The following is a 16,732-nucleotide window of genomic DNA, read 5'->3' on the forward strand; positions in this document are numbered from 1 at the left end:
AATAGAACAGATGTAATTCCGTAGCGTGTGTTCCATGTTAAAATACAAGAATTACTACATATTTATATATAATCGGATATTTTGAATAGACTGGAGTGGCTCAGATGACAGCAGAACAGATTGTCAGATCCTTTTTTGAAGAGGTCCGATCTGGCCGGAATCCGGATTATGCAAGCAGTGTAATGGGGGAACAGGTACTGGCCCATCAAGTGATATCCGAAGAAGAGGTTACGGTGACCCGAACGCCTTCCGATTATGCGGATCATGTGCGGGAGATGATCGAAGCTTACGGGGAGTTTTCACTTGAAATCCAGGAGTTGCTGACGCAAGGGGATAAAGTCTACGTGCGCTGGAGACAAACGGGTACCCATGTCGGAGACGTGGACGGATATACACCAAGCAACTTACCAGTGATCGAAATTGCGAGCGCGGTATACCGGGTGGCAAACGAACGCATTGCAGAATATTGGATTCAGATCGACAGATTGGGTATCGAGAAACAATTGGAACGGAATCGGAGCTGATTTTTTCAGCTCTTTTTTAGTTTTTGATTTTCTGTAAGCGTTCCCGTGTTATAATGAACCAAGTTGTATACAAGTTACCTAAAACGTTTTCTGCCTTTTGACTTCATAATCTGAAAGCGAGGTTCAGTGATGATTAAAGCAACGGAAGATAATCAGTATGTTGAACTAACAAGCCCGACAAGTTTACCGAAGGCATCCGGATTTCTTTGGAATGAAAAGATGATGATTCATGTGAATTGCCGGGGGTACGCGGTGGCCCAATTCATGCAGCCCGAACCTGCCAAATATTCGTACGCACCCAACCTGGAAGCGAAGACATTCATGCAACCGGAGCAGCCATACTATGCCCACCATCCGGGACGGTTTGTCTACATTAAAGATGAAGTAAGCGGCGAAATCTTCTCTGCCCCGTATGAACCGGTTCGCAAGCAGGCGGATAGCTATACGTTCGCTGTAGGCAAACATGATATTCATTGGAAAGTGATTCAGGACGACATTTGCATCGAGATGTCCCTGCGTCTGCCGAAGGAGGATGTTATGGAGCTGTGGCGTGTAAAGGTAACCAATCTGTCTTCGAGAAAACGCAAGCTGAGTATCTACCCGTATTATACAGTCGGTTATATGTCATGGATGAACCAGTCCGGTTCCTATGTGGAAGAGTTACAGGGCATTGTCTGCTCGGCGGTTACGCCGTATCAGAAATATCAGGACTATAGCAAAATCAAAACCTACAGTGACAAAACCTATCTGCTTGCAGATCATCAACCGGCCGCATGGGAAGTGAATCAAGAAAGCTTTGAAGGCGAAGGCGGACTTCATCATCCTTCTGGACTTCAGTCGGAGACACTCGCTGGTGGAGATGCGCGATATGAGACACCTGTGGCCGTATTGCAATACAGAGTAGATCTGGAAGCTGGTGCTGAGCAGGCCTACCGATTTATCTTTGGCCCGGCTCATGATGAAGCAGAGATTGAGGGCATCCGTCAGCATTATTTTGTGAAGCAGAATGAGGAAGGACAGGATGGTTTTACGGCTGCCGAGCAGGAGTATGCGAATTATATTGCGCAAGGGCAAGGGAACATCCAGATTGAGACACCGGATAGCTGGTTAGATAATGTCGTGAATCACTGGCTGCCTCGGCAGATGTATTATCACGGGAAAACAAACCGTCTCTCGACCGATCCACAGACCCGGAATTATCTGCAGGATAATATGGGGATGAGTTACATTCAACCGCAGGTTGCGCGGGCTGCGTTCCTGACTGCATTGTCACAACAGCATATTAGCGGCGCCATGCCGGACGGCATTATTTTGCACCCGGACGCAGAATTGAAATATATTAACCAGATTCCTCATACCGATCACTGTATCTGGCTTCCGGTCTGTATGAAGACTTATCTGGATGAAACCAATGACTATAGCATTCTGGAGGAACAGGTTGCTTTTACAGACAGTGAACAGAAGCTTTCCGTACTGGAACATATGAATCTCGCGATGCGTTGGTTGATCCATGAGCGTGATGAGCGTGGGTTGAACTATATCAATCAGGGTGACTGGTGTGATCCGATGAACATGGTGGGATACAAAGGCAAAGGCGTATCCGGCTGGCTGACCATTGCGACGGCATATGCTTTTAATGTTTGGGCAGAAATTGCTGAACAGGCAGGGCATGGCGATGTTGTGGCAGAATTCCGTCAGGAAGCCAATCAGACCAATGCGGTAGCGAATGAGTATTTGTGGGATGGGGACTGGTATGCCCGCGGCATTACGGATGATAACGTAGTGTTCGGTGTGAGCAAGGACGTGGAAGGACGCATCTATATCAATCCTCAGAGCTGGGCACTTATGAGCGGTGCTGCGGATCAGGATAAACAGGAGAAGTTAATCCGTGCGGTAGAGGAGCAATTGGAGACGCCATATGGTGTCGAGAAACTCGCGCCGTCCTTCACAGCGATGCGGGAAGATGTAGGCCGTGTTACGCAGAAACATCCGGGAAGTGCAGAGAATGGTGCAGTGTACAATCACGCGGCGGCGTTCTATATTTATGCGTTGTATCTGGTGGGCGAGAAGGAGAAGGCGTATCGTTTGCTGCGTAAAATGATTCCTGGCCCCGATGCCGAGGATATCCTCCAGCGGGGTCAGCTACCCGTATTTATCCCGAATTATTATCGTGGAGCCTATCGTCAATTCCCACGTACAGCCGGGCGCTCCAGTCATCTGTTCAACACCGGCACAGTACCGTGGGTGTATCGTTGCCTGATCGACGGATTGTTTGGCTTGCAGGGTCACGAGCAAGGGCTTCAGGTTCGCCCGCAGTTGCCAGAAGATTGGAACGAGGCATCGGTCACGCGTTTGTTCCGCGGAGCTGAGCTGCATGTAAACATGAAGAAGGATGCAACTGTCCAGGCGATTGAAGTGCATGTTGACGGTGAACGGATCGAAGGTGACATCATCAAGAATATCCAAGCTGGCGTGAATTATGAGGTGCTGGTGAAGCTGCCTTTGTAGAAAGAGTACGGAGTAGGTGATAAACGGTGTGAAGAGTTTTGGACAATCACTAAGAAAAATTAAAAACTGCCTTTCCTTTATAGAAGGAGGGCAGTTTTTGCTTTCAAGATGTTGTTTTGAATTAATCTGTTTGTCAGACTGAATATGATAAAAGAATTCACAAGCAAAGCTTGATTAGCAAACACTCTATTCTTTGACTCTGTACCAGTAGCTATATATTTCCGAATAACCAAGCTTGGCGTAGAGCTTTAACGCAGGTGCATTATTCGCAACAACTTGCAGATAACTGGAGGTAGCACCTTGTTTTTTTGCCCAATGCAATAGATGCAAGATCATCTGTTCAGCAAGTCCCTGATTCCGGAAATTAGCGTCTGTAATGATATCATACAATCCAATATAGCCACGTTCGATGACACCAAACCCGCAAGCGACGACCTGCCCGTCAATCAACAGCGAGATGAAACCTGCCTTTGTTCGGATATTGTCCAACATTAATTCCGTCGTTTTCCGTTGCAGATCATTCACCTTGTTTAGTCGGCAAAAGTGATCTAGCCACGCTGTGGTCAACTGTTCGTCGATCTGTACAGCTTGGTGTACAGGTTCTTTTATATCATCTAGACTCCGAGTCTGGATATGGGTCAGATCGACAACGCCATACCCTTTTTCTTGCAAAAGCTGGTCGAGATGCTCCGGCTGAATAAACGGTGTGATTTTGAATATGGTATTTAACTGATTGGAGGCATAGATGCGCTCACATTCATCAATCTTTTCATGCACATCCAGAGTGGAGTAATGGATAGGTTGAACGGAGTTTGCACGCTTGGTATATCCTTTGGCAAAACGGAGCACCCAACCGTCATATAATAAGGTGGACAAGGGTTGCCAGTGATTAAGGGATAGTTCTTCAATGGTTTTGTATTCGGAATCTATGGTATGCGTCATATCCAACCTCCGATTTTATGATTAAATAATAATACATAATAATGTATGAAAATACAATGCGAACATATATATCGTCGAACAGTATGCATTATAGCCGGAGATGGTATACAATTTGATTGAATGAATAATTTCAGAAGCGGAGCGCGTTATGTTAACGATAGAATTAAATAATCACAGCATTAACTGTCATATCCAATACGGCAAACGCAAGAAAGTGTCCATCACGATGGACTTGCCTTATATGGTAACCATCAAAGCACCCAATGGTACCAGTGAAGACATGATCCGGCAACTTGTGGAGCAACATGGGGATGTGATTTTGAAAAAATCCGCTCTGATGCAGCAAGCGCTCGACGGTCCTCAAGCCAAGGAATACGAAGATGAGGGCAAGGGGAAGTTTTTGCTTTTTGGCAAGGAGCATGCACTGCATGAATTAATTCCTGTAGAGGGGCTTACAGAAGAGGAGCTACGAGCGAATCTGAAGAAGTTTTATTTTGCAGAGTGTAAACGCATGATTGGGCAGCGCATCGGTCGTTATCAGCAGGAGTTGAAGGTTAAGCCGAGGTCGATAGAGATCGTAGATTCACCCACCAAGTGGGGCAGTTGCAGCTGGGACAAAAAACTTACGTTCAATTATCGCCTGGCGATGGCACCATTGGAAGTGATCGATTATGTCATTATTCATGAACTTTGCCATATTCACCACATGAATCATGATCGCTCCTTCTGGCGGCGGATTGGCAGTATCATGCCGGATTACAAAACAAAAGAAGATTATCTGATGCGAAATGGTCGGGCCATGACGTTGTAATTCCAGACCCAAGCTTTCACTTGGACACGATAGATCCCTCTATTATTATTCTTAAAATCCGCGAAGGTCCCACTGTTTGCAGTGAGCGGCTTCGCGGATTTTTGTTGTGTCTGGATCAGGAGTGGGTTACTTGAACGCCGTATTGTTTGAAAAAATGAGTAACCGCATCCATGTCCATTCGGTCATTGAACAGATGCTCAGGATAATAGATGCCTGGAGCCATAGGCTTGTCCGTTGGCATCATCAGTATCTTCTCGGCTTGCACCGCAGCGCCGAGTGCAGTCATATGAGTTTGACCGAGTGGGTCAGAGACTGTCATCGTTCGTTTAACGTCGTTTCCTTTTGCATCCATCCCTTTCAATTGAATGACCAGATGATGTGCACTCCCGGTTCCCGGATTATAGAGCAATTTCCGCCGGAATGGCTGGAAACGTTCACCACTGATCATCTTCCACACTCCGGTTTTGACCAATCCGGCGAGTGCATAGGTAGATACTTTACTATCGAATGAAATACGGAAACTGGCGGAATCGATATGGCTGGTATGAGGCAAAGTAACGTGATCGGGTGTATCCAATCTGTAACATGGGGTCGTGTACCCGTTCGGAAAATGTACTTTAACCGGATCTGTCATGGGATAGACAAGCCGGTTCATGTTGGATTCGGTCACCTGAAAGGGAATACTCATCCGATCCATAAAAGCTGCTGAGTCAGGCCCGGCTTTATCTCGCAGCGAGTACAGGGCATGAATGTTTACTTCGACATGTTGCAGAGTGTTAGAAAGTATCATGGCAAATAAAGAAGCTGTTCCTGCCATCCATCCAGAGGATAGCACTACAGGGGCATGAAGTTCCTCCTGTTCTACTGTACGGATCGCTTGATTGAACACCTCCGTCCAGCGTGTTACATCGATAAGTGGAATTTTTCTCCGCACAGCCGATACCAGTAGCCGATCATCCAGATCGTTCACTGCATTAATGATTAACGATATATTCTCTCCTGCGTGAATCAGTGGATCGTCTGCATTGGTATCAACAACAACGGTTTGGACACGATTGGATGGAAAAGGTGCTGCTTTACCCGCAGAACGACCTCCCAATACCAATTCCAGATCAGGATGCCTGTCATGCAAAATGCGGGCAAGCTGTGCACCTACAGCACCATAACCTCCAGCGATAAGAACTCTTTTTCTATTCATTCGATATACCTCCGTTGATATGTTTATGTACTTATATGTTTAAACTGTTAAACGTAATAGAGTGAAGAAAAGGAATGCAGTACACCAGCGCGGTATGCGCTAGCTCTGACATTCCACTTCCACGAGATGAACGAGCTGTTTGAGTATTGCGATCGCATCGTTGAACTCCAGTTTGTAATACATCTCCGTACCTTTTTTCTGAACCGATAACAGCCCGGATTGACGCAATATTTTCAAGTGATGAGAGACCGTAGGGCGTGACATGGGAATATGCTCTGCAATCTGGGATACGTTCATGCTCTCTTGATCAATGAGCAGCGATATGATTCGCTGGCGAACGGGGTCTCCCAAACCTTGAAGATAAGGACTTAGATTCTCGAAAATATCAATAACTTTTTGGTTACCCATCGATTCGTTCATGGCTCACTCCGTTATAATGTTTAATTGTTTAAACGTATTATAATGCTTAGTTCACTTAAAAATCAAATTTAACATTCCAAGTTGCAGGAAAATAGCTGTTCCGCTTGTCCATTTGAAGTACAATAAGAGCAAATATGCCCGTACCACGAATCCATTGATGTATCCGTGGTGGAAGGAGTCCAAAATGGCTGAGAGTAACCATTATTCGGTGCTGGTAGATGAATATATCTCGGAGTTTACACCTGATGTACAGGTGAGATTACAAGCGTTAAGACAGATTATTCGCGAGTCGGCTCCGAACGCCGAAGAGAAGATCAGTTACAAGATGCCTACGTATGTACAGCATGGGAATCTGGTTCATTTTGCCGCATACCAGCATCATATTGGGTTTTACCCTGCTCCGAGTGGGATTCTGGCGTTCAAGGAGGAACTCTCTAAATACAAAGGGGCCAAGGGATCTGTCCAGTTTCCGCTGGACCAGCCATTGCCGGAGGATCTGATCCGCCGGATTGTGGAGTATCGGGTGAAAGAAAATGTGGAGATCGCGCTGGAAAAGAAACGCAAAAAGTAGGAAATGGTGGATGGAAATCTGTTAGTCTACTGAAGGGGAATTGCAGATGAACAAAGCACTAATCGTGTTGGATGTGCAGTATGGGATTACATTAATGAAGGATTTCACTGCTCAATTGGGCAAGATAGAAGCGGTTATCGCTGATTTTGAACAGCAACATGAGCCAATCATATACATGAAACATGTAGATTACGATCAGGAGGGCTCTTCACTGTTCTATACGAATACTGCGAACCTGGAAATCATAATGGGTACGGGTCAGTATCCCGTTATGGAGAAAAGCAAACCAAGTGCCTTCAGCAATCCGGAGCTAAGAACTTGGCTACATGAGCATCAGGTAGAACATGTATTTATTGTTGGATTCAACATGGAATATTGTTGTCTGTTTACGGCAATTACTGCAGAACACGAAGGGTTTAAGGTAACCTTAATTGAGGACGCAACAGGTTCGGTGAACACAGCGGAGACGTATGAAATGCCGGGTCTGGACATTCAGGATTTTGTCGGTTCGATTCTGAATTGGTCCAATTGCATTGAAGTTTTATATGTGGATGAGTATAAAGAAATGTATCGTATCTAGCGTGGTTTACATGTGACGCCGGAGATTTGAGTATGGTATAATAAGAGCAGATTAGACGTAAAATGCAAAGAGAGCCGTGCTGGTAACACGACTCCTCCGAGCAATAGCCGCTTTTAAGGGCGGTGGGCTTCGGTAACATAAGGGCACGATGAAATAGACCGCATTCCTTTGCTACGGGGGCGGTCTATTTGTGTGTATTGGATAGAATAAGGCATCCTTTGTCAACATCACAGTGTGCATTTTAGTTTGGAGGAGAATTCGTATGATCAAGGTTCATTTATCTCGTATTATGGGTGAGAAAAGAATTAATATTGCTGATTTATCCCGACTAACCGGATTACATAGAAATGGGATTGCCAAATTATATAATGAAGAAACCGATGGTGTGAAGTTCGATACGCTGAATCGAATATGTGAGGCTTTGGATTGTGAGATCCAGGATATCATTGAGTTTATCAAGGAAGAGAAGTGATCTTCAACAATTAGCTTAAGGCCCTGTACTTCTCAAAAAATGGACATTTAGACCGTTACCTTAATCAAAGGGACGGTCTTTTCTGTCTGCATACACATGCCGATCAGTACCGATTGCAAGCGTTACTCCCTTTCAGCGATTTTTCAGCCAGAGCGATTATAATACTCACGGAATCCTGTAATGGAAAAGGAGTTTTGGCATGTCTAAGATGCTGCATAAGTCGTTTTATCTCATTTTGCTCGTGTTTGTTGCTGTGTTTATTGCTTCGTCCTTGGTGGTTCGGGCCCAGTACAATTACGCCTTGTATGGGGACAATCCCATTTTGGGCATGCAGCAGTGGAGTGTTTTTCTCCCGGTCATTCTTTTGCTTCTTGGTTCAGGTGTCTGGTTATATGCGCTGTGTCTGAAACTGAACAAATGTAGCCCGAAGGTTGTTATTCCGATTGTACTGTTATGTTCTCTCGTCATTCAGATCATCATCATTTTTGTATTTCCGAGAGTGCCCACCGATGATTCACAGACCGTGCTCTCACTCGCCATGAACATGCTGTATGACCAAGACTACTCTTCGTTTGAAACGGGTGGTTATCTGCACATGTTCCCGTTCAACTACTCGATCGTGCTGTACCTGAAGACGTTGCTTTACCTGTTCCCGGACAATTATCTGGTCATCAAACTATTTAATATTTTGTTTTCAACATTAACAACATTCATGATTTATCTTATTTATAAACAAGTGAATGACAGATCCACGGAACGTGATTACGGTGTGTTGATCTTTGCAGCAACGTACCTGCCTGCCTTGTTCCTGAACAACCTGATCTATAACGATGTGATTGCCACAGCATTTCTGACATCTTGTCTTTACTTTATCATTCGTTTTGTGCGTGAAAAGTCTTGGAAAACAATCATCCTTGCCGCCATTTTTCTCGCGATGGGCAATTACTTTCGAAGCATCGGCGTTATCGTGTTAATCGCAGCTATCATATATATCTTGCTGAATATGCGGAGCATCGGAGTGAAGAAAGTTGTCATTTCCATCGGTGTGCTGGCTATGTTGTTTAATGTACCAACCTGGACTCAGAATGCGGTTCTTCAATCTTCCGGTGCTATGAGCGAACCTGTTGGAGAGAATGCCGCGCCAGTCTATATGTGGCTGAATATGGGGATTAATCTGGAGCGCTTTGGTTTCTGGGACAATATGGAGAGTTATCAGATCTATCAGAGGCAGGCCAACTACAATAAGGCCGAGAGCGCAGCATTGTTCAAACAGGAGATTGGCAGCAAGCTGTCCGAAGCAAGTGCGAGTGACTTGGTGCAGATGTATTACAAAAAGATCATATGGACCTGGACCGAAGGGACATACCAGATGGACCGATACGGAATCGGCAATGAAAGTTCCATCGGTGCCGGAAGAGGAAGGGGAGGCGGAATCGCAGGGTCCTATATTTATACCAATGCGGTAACAGAACTGTTGCAGGGGGATTCGGCTTATCGGACGGGATTACTCTGGATCGTATATGTGATGAATTTCCTGATGTACTGTTTTATCCTCATCCGGTTGGTAGGTGGAATTCGTCGTAAAAGGTATGACGAAGTTTCATTGATTCTGGTCATTCTCGGATTCATCGGATTTTATATTCTCTGGGAGATTAAGTCCAGATACATCTACCCGGTATATCCGCTGTTGGTTGTGCTGTCCTATATGGGGTTCAAAGACACGTATGACTTCATATTCCATCGTAAAGGTACCTTGGAGCAATATTCCCTGAGAAAAAGGTGATCATATGCGAAAAAAACAATATTTCACATCGGTTACGCTATTCCTGTTGCTAGGATGCATGGTTATGCTGACGGCTTGCGATGTTATAACCGCCCAGAATATTACCAACACCGGTTCTGTGCAAGGTATGAACGGGTTTGGCATGCCAAATGGTGGCGGTCTGGGCATGAACGGTGGAACATCGAGAGGTGGAAGGGGAACCCTGGGCATGAATAATCGAACAGGCAGTCCCGACATGACGCAAAGGATGATGAATGCCGACATTACGGGTAGAGTCATCTCCGTGAATGGAAACACAGTTACGCTGGCGTTACTTGAGGTGCAGGCCAACTCATCCCCAAGCATGGAATGGAAGGATACCGGAATGGAGATAAAATTGAATATAGGTGATGATGTTGCTATCACTGAAGGCATGGGAATGCGGCGTTCGGGCAATGCCAGACCAAATGGGAATTCGTCCGTTCAAGTGTCTGATCTTCAAAAAGAAAACATCGTGATGGTGTGGTATACGGACAACACCGAGACGGTGGAACGGATGATGGTTGTCCAGTAAAAGATGATGGAATTATCGTCATTTTGTAATTGCTTACATTTGGCCTATGGGTTATTATGGAAACAGCTGTTTTTTGAAGGGAGTGAGCGTCATGAAACGACGGTCTAAGATGGCATGTTCTATTACTACAATGAAGGTAAGCATAAACTGAATAATTCCGGCAGATCATTCAGATACAGTGTGGGACACTTCCGGTTTCCCAGTCGATCTGAGATCTGCTGATATATAGGGATATAACTGCTCATTTTTTCTGGCGTATGCGAGGTTTATTTGCTTGTGCAAATTTCTCATACACTCAGAATTTTTAAAAGCCGCAGGCATAGCCTGCGGCTTTTTGCGCGCAAAAATAGGCATTCGTGTGCTATAAACGATCCACAAAAAAACGATCAAAAAGGAGAAATGCCCATGTTAACATTAAAACATTTATTTCAAAATAACGACCTTGCCGAGATGATTCTGAAGAATTGGAGTTATGATCCCGAATCGCTGGACATGTTTCAGTATTATCGCATCTCCTCCAATGCGGTGTATCCGTTTAGAGATCAGGGGGAAGTGAGATTGCTTCGATTTGCCCCGGTAGAGGAAAAAAATCAAATCAACCTTAGTGCTGAACTGGAGTTCCTCCGTTATCTTCGAACGAATCATTATGGAGCCATGGAGGTGGTACCTTCCCATTCAGGTACAGAACTCGTAGAGACTCACACACCATGGGGAACATACTACGCTTCCGTATTCAAGCGAGTCCCCGGATCGCAGTTAGGGAGCATTCAACTGAATGACTCTATCCTGTACAGCTATGGTCAGGCATTGGGTGAGCTGCACCAGCTATCGCGTATATTCAAGCCTGAGCAGGAGGAGAAGCGGCGCTGGACCTATACAGATGTTTTGGATTGGATGCAGAAGATTTTGGAGGATTTTCCTGCGGAGACGGCTGCTCTGAACGAGGTAGAGCTTCTCCGAACGTATTTTGCAGCATGGCCGATAAACAAGCAAAATTTCGGGCTTATCCACTACGATTTTGAACCGGACAATGTCTTCTATGACGAAAAAAAACAGTCTTGTTATGCCATTGATTTCGATGACTCGATGTATCACTGGTACGCAATGGACGTGGAACAGAGTCTGGATAGTTTACGTGAGGAGATCGAGCCTGAACAATGGGAGCAGAAGAAACAATTGTTCCTGAACGGATACTGGTCCGAGACAGGAGAACGTTATGATCTGGAGAGTATGTTCCCCGCTTGTCGCCGTTTCGCCAACTTGTACGGCTATTTGCGTATGCTTCGATCTGTTGCAGAACAGTGGTCACATGAGCCGGAGTGGATGAGCGGACTAAGAGCAAGATTGAGTCGGAAGATGACAGAACAGGCAGAGCAATTCGGAAAGGTAGTCGACAGCTAAGGTGTTCCAATTCATCCCAGGATAGTCAAGATCCATGAGCAATGAATTTTGGAAACATTCACGTAAATCCGGTCCCGCGGTCAGATGCAGATCCTTTGTATCGATCACGGGGCTTTTCATTTTGTTCGAACATTACCGAATAATGAAACGGAAGTGGAAATCTTGTTGAAAGGTTGGATGGGACTTTCATTGTTGCCACGCTAAAAAAGGGTTTTTGATGTCGAATTATATAAAAAATTGTTAAAAAAACAAATAAAATAGTTATTGATTAAATATGGGTGGAATGATAAGTTGTAATTAACTTATTTTAGGATAAATTATATATAAAGGAGAATTAGATGGGAAATGTATGTGTTGATTTGCATCCTTTAACAGAGCATCAACGAAGAATATGGTACATGGAAATGTTATATCCAAAATCAGATGTATGGATGATTACATCCAAGATGAGCATACCGGAACCGATCGATTTCACCTTGCTAGAGCGGTCGATTAACAGGGTTCTGAAGAATAACGAACTGCTTCGAACTCGTATTGTACTGGATCAAGGTGAGAATAAACAATACATCCAACCTTATGAGTACAGATCACTCAAGCATATTCATGAAGATCCAGCCTTGACGGATGAAACATGGACGGAGTATGTGGATAACCATCCGATTCATGTACACAGTGAAGATCTATGTCAGTTTTATACGTATGAGGGTCCTGGACAATACGGATACATCATTCAGATTCACCATATTATCTGTGATGGTCTGGGATTATTCCAGTTGACCGATGAGATTACGGCAACCTATCATGCCGAATTGAAAGATGATAATGCAAATAGAATGGAAACTACGATTCACGATTATGAATACTATATCAATAGTGAACAACAATATCTCGCTTCCAAACGCTATGCGAAAGATCAGGCCTTTTGGAGAGAGAAGTTTCATACGATTCCCGCATTTATGGAATTGAAAGCGCATAATCCCCTTCTAACTCACACCGCAGCCAGAAGAAAAACGATGAATATGGATCACTCCATGTATGTACGTTTGAAAGATTTCTGTCGTCAGAAGAATGTCAGCGTATTCACCTTTTTTCTCTCAACTCTAGCTATTCTGCTGAATAAACTCACTCACCAAACCGATTTGGTCGTTGGAACCAACTACGCGAACCGCACGAGTAAAACAGATAAAGACATGATTGGCATGTTTGTCACCACCATACCTGTCAGGATCGGGGTAGAACCCTCTGACACCGTGTTAACCTTGCTGCAACGCATTTCCAATGAACAAAAAGAAATATTACGTCATCAGAAATATCCGTATAATCAGCTGATCCGTGATCTAAGAGAGTCGCTCTCACTACCGGAACTGAACAGACTGTTCGGTATATCACTGGTCTATCGTCCAGAACGCTTTGACAAGATGCAAGGACATGATGTCTATATGGACAACAAGTTTAACGGACATGAGACGAATGATCTGCTTATCAACATTATTGAAAAAATCAATGAGGATCGTATCATATTTCAGATGGATTATCGGACCCAATTGTTCAGTGAACCGTTCATGGACAAGCTTTTCGATCAGTTTCTTAAGGTCACGGAAGCCGTTCTGGAGTATTCTGAACAAAGGATTGAACAGATCAGCATTGTAAGCGAAGCCGATAAACAATCGATGCTTATCGAGTTTAATGATACCGAGGCGTCTTATCCTAGCGACAAAACGGTCATTCAGTTGTTTGAAGAACAGGCAGCTGCTACCCCTCAACATACAGCACTTATCCTGGGGGATAAGGAGATGAACTATGAACAATTGAATGCCAGAGCTAACGGCTTGGCTACGACACTGATCAGCAGAGGAATCAAGCAGCGAGAACTGGTAGGCATTATTGCAACCCACAGTATGGAGATGGTTATCGCGATTCTGGCTGTTATGAAAGCCGGGTGCGCTTATATTCCGATTGACCCCGAGTATCCTGATGAACGAATTCAGCATATTTTGAAAGATTCTCAGATAAGGTTTGTCCTGGTTAATCAGCGTATCGATTTGTCGGACAGTCTAGAAATCATTCATATCCGTGAAGATAATGATGGGCATTTACCAGCAGGTAATCTGAACTTGACCATAGATATGAAGGATCTGGCTTATGTCATCTACACATCAGGGTCAACTGGAGCACCGAAGGGTGTATTGGTGGAGCATAGGGGATTGACGAACTATATATGGTGGGCGAGTCAGACCTATGTTACTGACGGTAAAACGACTTTTTCCCTGTATTCATCTATCGCTTTTGACCTGACTATCACATCCATCTTTACGCCGTTGATTACGGGTAACACGATGATTATCTATAACTCGTCTCATAACAAAGCGTTGATTGCGGATGTTGTTCTGGATCCGCGAGTAGAGCTGGTCAAGCTGACTCCAGCACATCTGCAATTGATTCAGGACATGAACATTATGGACAGATCCAATGTTCGAACATTTATTGTAGGTGGCGATAATTTGAGTACTTCGCTGGCTGCAAATATTACCCGGCAAAGTAAGCATGAGGTTACTATTTTCAATGAATATGGACCGACAGAGACAGTGGTGGGCTGTATGATCTATGCCTACGATCCTCATGTTGATCAAACGGAGTATGTGCCTATCGGCAAGCCTATTCAGAACACATCCATATATGTGTTTGATCAATCACTGCAATATGTTCCTGTTGGTGTTCAGGGTGAATTATTGGTTGGGGGAGACGGCGTGACCAGAGGTTATCTGAACCAACCCGAGTTGACGGGCAGAAAATACGTCGAACACCCGGATCGTCCAGGCGAGCGCTTGTACCGGACTGGGGATCTATGCCGGTTAAGAGAAGACGGTCAGATGGAATATCTCGGAAGAATGGACGATCAAGTGAAGATTCGCGGGTATCGAATTGAACTGGGTGAGGTCAAGGCAGCTTTTTTGAAAATCAAAGGAGTTCGGGATGTTGCTGTAAGCGTCAAGACGGATCAGCAATCCCGTCAGTTATGTACTCATTACGTCAGTGAAGCATATGTAACCCGGAGGATGATTCGAGATACCTTGGCATCTCTGCTGCCGGAGTATATGGTTCCCACACATCTGATCAAGGTGTCTTCCATTCCACTTACGATTAACGGCAAGATTGATTACTTGGCGTTATCGATAGAGAAGCCGCAATCGGATGAAGACAATGTGTATGTGGCGCCGAGTTCAAGCATGGAACAGACGATATCTGCCATCTGGTCTGAGATTCTTGGCCTGGACAAGGTGGGGGTGACGGACCATTTCTACGAACGGGGTGGTGATTCACTGAAGTTGATTCAGATCTATACCCGACTTTCCGAGATAGGTTTTGAGTTTTCGATTAACGATATGTTTAATTTCCCTACAATCCAAGCCTTAAGTTCACATCTGGAACAGGTCATGGAAGGAAAGGAAGGCATGATAAGCATGGAACACAAGACAATAAAGAGATCCAAAGTGGATGTATTGAACGGAATTATGGACAAGCCGATCTTCCTTTCAACAGAGATTGCGAGCGTTGATCCGGATCTCAAAGGTGTGATGTCATTCAATCAGGAATCCCTGTGGCTGGTTGAACAGTTCGAAGGAAAGAGCACCAAGTATAACATTCCCGGACATGTCATTTTCGAAGGCGCATTCTCGGAAGAGGCATACGTCTATGCATTGAATCAGATCCTACAGCGGCATGATGTATTGAGAACGTATTTTGTTGTAGAGAACAATACACCTGTGCAGCGAATCAGACCTTACGAGCCTTTTGGCATAGAGGTCCAGTATACGCTGAGGGATGACTCCCAAGCTAGTCTGAAGCGTGTGATTGAAGAAGAATCCAAACACCAATTCAACCTGGAAACCGGGCCGATGTATTATTTTGGATTGTATCAGATCCATGCACAACAATATTTTGCCTATTTTAATTTTCATCACATTATCTTCGATGGTTGGTCGCAGGATATCCTGATGGCTGAACTGGGGTCATACTATAATGCTTATCTGAGGGGAGAAAGTGCAGCAATAGAGCATTTGAGTATTCAATATTCCGACTATTCACATTGGCAAAAAGGTAAATGGATGACTGAAGAATTTCCGACAGTTCTGGATTATTGGCGCAACCAGTTGGGAAGTACCGTCAACCGATCGGTAAAAGTATTGCCTTATGACCGGGAGCCTTCAGTGAACAACGTGGATACCGGAGATATACTGCTCGCAGAAATTCCGATACAAACCATTGAAATGATCAAAAAGGCCGGTATGAAAAACAATGCCAGTCTGTACATCACCATGCTCACCGCCTACAAAATGTTGCTGTACTTTTACTCGGGTGAAATCGAGATCGTCGTAGGAACACCCGTCGCAAACCGGAATCGTGCAGAAGTGCAGAAGTTGATCGGATATTTCTCCAACAGCCTTGCCTTGAAGACGGTCATGGACCCGGAACAGTCCGTAAATGCCCAGATTATTTCGGTTAGAAATACGGTATTTGAAGCGTTTGATCATCAGGAGATGCCTTTCGGCAAGCTGATTGAACTGCTGAACCCGGATCGTGCTTCGGGGCTCACCCCGTTCTTCCAGACGTGGTTTGTACTTGATGTCAAAAATACGTACAACATCGAAGGACTAAATATTGCTCAGAATGAAATTTTGTGGGGCCACAGCGGCAAGAGCAAGTGGGATCTGACATTAAATCTTATCGAAGCTGATCATGTAATGAATGTAGTGGTGGAATACAAAACAGAGTTGTTCGGCAAATCCACCATGAAGAGATTCCTGCATGATTATATGGCAGTAGTAGAGCTGATTGCAGCTGATTCCTCCCGGAGTCTTCAAGCTGTTCGTCATGATTGGGAGGTGATGGCCCACGAGTACAAGATGGTGTTGCTGAATAGCAGTAAGAGCAAAAGGAAATTTAACAAAATTAAATCCTAGGAGGATTA

At 44.6% G+C, this 16,732-nt stretch carries 13 protein-coding genes; 10 read left to right on the forward strand and 3 right to left on the reverse strand.

The features are described 5' to 3' along the window. Nucleotides 1-104 precede the first annotated feature (104 nt). Together IFU39_RS28095 and IFU39_RS28100 are read left to right on the forward strand one after the other, a co-directional pair. Nucleotides 105-524 carry an ester cyclase gene (locus tag IFU39_RS28095; protein WP_192136060.1) on the forward strand — a complete coding sequence of 140 codons (420 nt, stop codon included), beginning with the start codon at nucleotides 105-107 and terminating at the stop codon, nucleotides 522-524. Between the two features lie 129 nt (nucleotides 525-653). Then, the gene (locus IFU39_RS28100) at nucleotides 654-3,032 is read left to right on the forward strand and encodes a GH36-type glycosyl hydrolase domain-containing protein (RefSeq protein ID WP_192136061.1); all 2,379 of its coding nucleotides are present in this window, start codon (nucleotides 654-656) and stop codon (nucleotides 3,030-3,032) included. Nucleotides 3,033-3,218: 186 nt separating this feature from the next. On the opposite strand, the gene IFU39_RS28105 is transcribed toward IFU39_RS28100, so the two are convergent. Further along, nucleotides 3,219-3,974, reverse strand: a complete 756-nt coding sequence (locus IFU39_RS28105; protein WP_192136063.1) for a GNAT family N-acetyltransferase — start codon at nucleotides 3,972-3,974, stop codon at nucleotides 3,219-3,221. 148 nt (nucleotides 3,975-4,122) lie between these two features. Between IFU39_RS28105 and IFU39_RS28110 the strand changes: the two genes are divergently transcribed. Then, nucleotides 4,123-4,785 carry a M48 family metallopeptidase gene (locus IFU39_RS28110; protein ID WP_192136065.1) on the forward strand — a complete coding sequence of 221 codons (663 nt, stop codon included), beginning with the start codon at nucleotides 4,123-4,125 and terminating at the stop codon, nucleotides 4,783-4,785. Nucleotides 4,786-4,900: 115 nt separating this feature from the next. Here IFU39_RS28110 and IFU39_RS28115 read toward each other — a convergent pair whose 3' ends face one another. Together IFU39_RS28115 and IFU39_RS28120 are read right to left on the reverse strand one after the other, a co-directional pair. Next, nucleotides 4,901-5,983 (reverse strand): saccharopine dehydrogenase, encoded by a 1,083-nt coding sequence (locus IFU39_RS28115; protein ID WP_192136067.1) that lies wholly within the window; start codon nucleotides 5,981-5,983, stop codon nucleotides 4,901-4,903. Nucleotides 5,984-6,082: 99 nt separating this feature from the next. Then, a complete protein-coding gene (locus IFU39_RS28120; protein ID WP_091019663.1) occupies nucleotides 6,083-6,403 on the reverse strand; it encodes an ArsR/SmtB family transcription factor in 321 nt (106 codons plus the stop codon). Between the two features lie 184 nt (nucleotides 6,404-6,587). Between IFU39_RS28120 and IFU39_RS28125 the strand changes: the two genes are divergently transcribed. The 7 genes from IFU39_RS28125 (at nucleotide 6,588) to IFU39_RS28155 (ending at nucleotide 16,724) form a co-directional block, all read left to right on the forward strand. After that, complete coding sequence (locus tag IFU39_RS28125) at nucleotides 6,588-6,974, forward strand: iron chaperone (RefSeq protein ID WP_192136069.1); 387 nt, start codon at nucleotides 6,588-6,590, stop codon at nucleotides 6,972-6,974. Between the two features lie 46 nt (nucleotides 6,975-7,020). Beyond that, nucleotides 7,021-7,554: a cysteine hydrolase family protein gene (locus tag IFU39_RS28130; protein ID WP_192136071.1), complete on the forward strand. Its 534-nt coding sequence runs from the start codon at nucleotides 7,021-7,023 to the stop codon at nucleotides 7,552-7,554. A 262-nt stretch (nucleotides 7,555-7,816) separates the two neighbouring features. Further along, entirely contained in the window at nucleotides 7,817-8,026 is a 210-nt protein-coding gene (locus IFU39_RS28135; protein WP_192136072.1) for a helix-turn-helix domain-containing protein, read from the forward strand. A gap of 199 nt (nucleotides 8,027-8,225) precedes the next feature. After that, nucleotides 8,226-9,809 (forward strand): glycosyltransferase family 39 protein, encoded by a 1,584-nt coding sequence (locus IFU39_RS28140; protein ID WP_192136073.1) that lies wholly within the window; start codon nucleotides 8,226-8,228, stop codon nucleotides 9,807-9,809. A gap of 4 nt (nucleotides 9,810-9,813) precedes the next feature. Next, complete coding sequence (locus IFU39_RS28145) at nucleotides 9,814-10,362, forward strand: hypothetical protein (protein WP_192136074.1); 549 nt, start codon at nucleotides 9,814-9,816, stop codon at nucleotides 10,360-10,362. A 405-nt stretch (nucleotides 10,363-10,767) separates the two neighbouring features. Further along, nucleotides 10,768-11,763, forward strand: coding sequence for a phosphotransferase enzyme family protein (locus IFU39_RS28150; protein WP_192136075.1), 996 nt, complete (start codon nucleotides 10,768-10,770; stop codon nucleotides 11,761-11,763). 338 nt (nucleotides 11,764-12,101) lie between these two features. Then, nucleotides 12,102-16,724, forward strand: a complete 4,623-nt coding sequence (locus tag IFU39_RS28155; RefSeq protein WP_192136076.1) for a non-ribosomal peptide synthetase — start codon at nucleotides 12,102-12,104, stop codon at nucleotides 16,722-16,724. The last annotated feature ends 8 nt before the right edge of the window (nucleotides 16,725-16,732 follow it).

Origin of the sequence: Paenibacillus sp. CFBP 13594 (assembly GCF_014842675.1) — a bacterium.
Classification (GTDB): Bacteria; Bacillota; Bacilli; order Paenibacillales; family Paenibacillaceae; genus Paenibacillus; species Paenibacillus amylolyticus_B.

Coding starts and splice junctions, on each gene's coding strand:
- IFU39_RS28100 (WP_192136061.1), top strand. CDS start 654: ATGATTAAAGCAACGGAAGATAATCAGTATGTTGAACTAACAAGCCCG.
- IFU39_RS28110 (WP_192136065.1), top strand. CDS start 4,123: ATGTTAACGATAGAATTAAATAATCACAGCATTAACTGTCATATCCAA.
- IFU39_RS28095 (WP_192136060.1), top strand. CDS start 105: ATGACAGCAGAACAGATTGTCAGATCCTTTTTTGAAGAGGTCCGATCT.
- IFU39_RS28105 (WP_192136063.1), bottom strand. CDS start 3,974: ATGACGCATACCATAGATTCCGAATACAAAACCATTGAAGAACTATCC.
- IFU39_RS28120 (WP_091019663.1), bottom strand. CDS start 6,403: ATGAACGAATCGATGGGTAACCAAAAAGTTATTGATATTTTCGAGAAT.
- IFU39_RS28130 (WP_192136071.1), top strand. CDS start 7,021: ATGAACAAAGCACTAATCGTGTTGGATGTGCAGTATGGGATTACATTA.
- IFU39_RS28125 (WP_192136069.1), top strand. CDS start 6,588: ATGGCTGAGAGTAACCATTATTCGGTGCTGGTAGATGAATATATCTCG.
- IFU39_RS28135 (WP_192136072.1), top strand. CDS start 7,817: ATGATCAAGGTTCATTTATCTCGTATTATGGGTGAGAAAAGAATTAAT.
- IFU39_RS28150 (WP_192136075.1), top strand. CDS start 10,768: ATGTTAACATTAAAACATTTATTTCAAAATAACGACCTTGCCGAGATG.
- IFU39_RS28115 (WP_192136067.1), bottom strand. CDS start 5,983: ATGAATAGAAAAAGAGTTCTTATCGCTGGAGGTTATGGTGCTGTAGGT.
- IFU39_RS28145 (WP_192136074.1), top strand. CDS start 9,814: ATGCGAAAAAAACAATATTTCACATCGGTTACGCTATTCCTGTTGCTA.
- IFU39_RS28140 (WP_192136073.1), top strand. CDS start 8,226: ATGTCTAAGATGCTGCATAAGTCGTTTTATCTCATTTTGCTCGTGTTT.
- IFU39_RS28155 (WP_192136076.1), top strand. CDS start 12,102: ATGGGAAATGTATGTGTTGATTTGCATCCTTTAACAGAGCATCAACGA.